Origin of the sequence: uncultured Caballeronia sp., assembly GCF_964243625.1 — a bacterium.
Taxonomy (GTDB): domain Bacteria; phylum Pseudomonadota; class Gammaproteobacteria; order Burkholderiales; family Burkholderiaceae; genus Caballeronia.
Genome location: NZ_CAXTGZ010000847.1, coordinates 1 through 2035 on the forward strand (window position 1 = coordinate 1; position 2035 = coordinate 2035).

2 protein-coding genes are annotated in these 2035 nt (G+C 62.1%); one reads left to right on the forward strand and one right to left on the reverse strand.

What is annotated here, in order from left to right; all coding sequences use genetic code 11:
* Positions 1-45 precede the first annotated feature (45 nt).
* Positions 46-1596, forward strand: a complete 1551-nt coding sequence (locus tag ACFFAR_RS31685) for a DEAD/DEAH box helicase (RefSeq protein ID WP_174362666.1) — start codon at positions 46-48, stop codon at positions 1594-1596.
* Positions 1597-1666: 70 nt separating this feature from the next.
* On the opposite strand, the gene ACFFAR_RS31690 is transcribed toward ACFFAR_RS31685, so the two are convergent.
* The coding region (locus ACFFAR_RS31690; RefSeq protein ID WP_375509286.1) for a glutamate--tRNA ligase family protein at positions 1667-2035 on the reverse strand (369 nt) is incomplete at its 5' end.

The following is a 2035-nucleotide window of genomic DNA, read 5'->3' on the forward strand; positions in this document are numbered from 1 at the left end:
CGCTCCGGCGCATTTTTAGCGAAAGCGAAAGCCACCAAAGTCACCATGTCCGATCCCGTCGTCACGAACCCGTCCGCCGCTCAATCCGACGCACCCGGCGCTGAAATCAGCGCTACGCCTCACGTACCCGAGGCTGCAGCGCCTGCTCCCGTGCCTACATTCGACCAGTTCGGCCTGTCCGCCGACATCCTGCGCGCAGTCGTCGAATCCGGCTACACGATCCCTACGCCCATCCAGGCGCAGGCCATTCCGGTGGTCCTTGCTGGCCGCGACGTCATGGGCGCCGCGCAAACCGGCACGGGCAAGACTGCAAGTTTCTCGCTGCCGATCATCCAGCGCCTGCTGCCAATGGCCAGCACGAGCGCATCGCCTGCCCGGCACCCCGTGCGCGCGCTGATCCTCACGCCCACACGTGAGCTCGCCGATCAGGTCGCCGGTAACGTGCAGGCTTATTCCAAACACACGCCGCTGCGCAGTACGGTGGTGTTCGGCGGTGTCGACATGAATCCGCAGTCGGAAGCCTTGCGGCGCGGCGTGGAAATCCTGATCGCAACGCCCGGTCGCTTGCTCGACCACGTTCAGCAAAAGACGCTGAATCTCGGTCAGGTACAGATGCTCGTGCTGGACGAAGCCGACCGCATGCTCGACATGGGTTTCCTGCCGGATCTGCAGCGCATCCTGAACCTGCTGCCGAAGGAGCGCCAGACGCTGCTGTTTTCGGCCACGTTCTCGGGCGAAATCAAGAAACTGGCGGCGACTTATTTGCGCAATCCGCAAACCATCGAAGTCGCACGCAGCAATTCCACGAACGCGAACGTGCGGCAAATCGTGTTCGAAGTCGCTGAAAGCGACAAGTCGGGCGCGGTAACGCAGTTGATTCGCGAGCGCGGGCTGAAGCAGGTGCTGGTGTTCTGTAACAGCAAGATCGGCGCAAGCCGTCTCGCACGCGTGCTCGAAAAAGACGGAATCATCGCGACGGCCATCCACGGCGATCGCACGCAGGGCGAGCGCATGCAGGCACTCGATGCGTTCAAGAAAGGCGAGATCGAAGCGCTGGTCGCGACCGACGTTGCCGCGCGTGGCCTCGACATCACCGATTTGCCGGCAGTGATCAATTTCGACCTGCCGTTCAGCGCGGAAGACTACGTTCACCGTATTGGCCGGACCGGACGGGCGGGTGCGACGGGCGACGCGTTGTCGCTGTGCAGCCCGAACGAGCGCAAGCAACTCGCCGATATCGAAAAGCTGATCAAGCGGCCGCTCGAAGTCATGACGCTGAAGGTCGATGTCCCGGTGCGGCGCGAATCGTCTCCGGGTCGCCGCGACGAACGGCCGGCCCGCGCCGAACGCGGTGAATCCCGGCATGCACGCAGCGAGGAGCCGCGCCGCCGTTCTACATCGTTCGAACGTTCGCATTCGCGCCAGCAACCGGTCGATGACTTTTTCCTGAAGCCGTACGTAGCGTCGCCGGCATCGGCAAGGAAAGCACAGGACGAGGCTGCGGCGGAAGCCGAGCGCAAGAATACGCCGCGTCAGCCGTTGGCTGCGTTGCTGGGCGGATTGGGCATGCCGCGCAGGACACCGTCGGAGTCTTGATGGGTTTGTGGGAATGTGTAGCGAAGAAAGCGGCCGCGATGCCGCTTTTTGCTTTTTGAAGATTACGAAACTACGTCCCGAACCTTCGCGCCCATTGAGTCGTGGCGTCCAAGAAAAAAGCTTCAAGCGATCCGGCGGACAAGGGTTCCAGGCTGAGATGCCTCGCTGCTTGCGTCAATGCTGCGAGCGGTTTGGCCGTGTCCAGTGCCGTTGCGCCGGTTTGTTTGCTGAGCTTCTCGCCGTGGTCATTCTCGACCACGGGCACGTGCAGATAAGCGGGCGTAGGCATATCCAGGCATCGCTGCAAATAGATCTGGCGCGCGGTCGAATCCAGCAAGTCTGCGCCGCGAACAACATGCGTGACGCCGCAATCTGCATCGTCCACTACAACTGCAAGTTGATACGCCCATTCGCCATCGGCGCGCTTGAGTACAAAGTC

Excerpts from the sequence above, each read along its gene's own strand:
- ACFFAR_RS31685 (WP_174362666.1), top strand. The coding sequence starts at position 46 with ATGTCCGATCCCGTCGTCACGAACCCGTCCGCCGCTCAATCCGACGCA.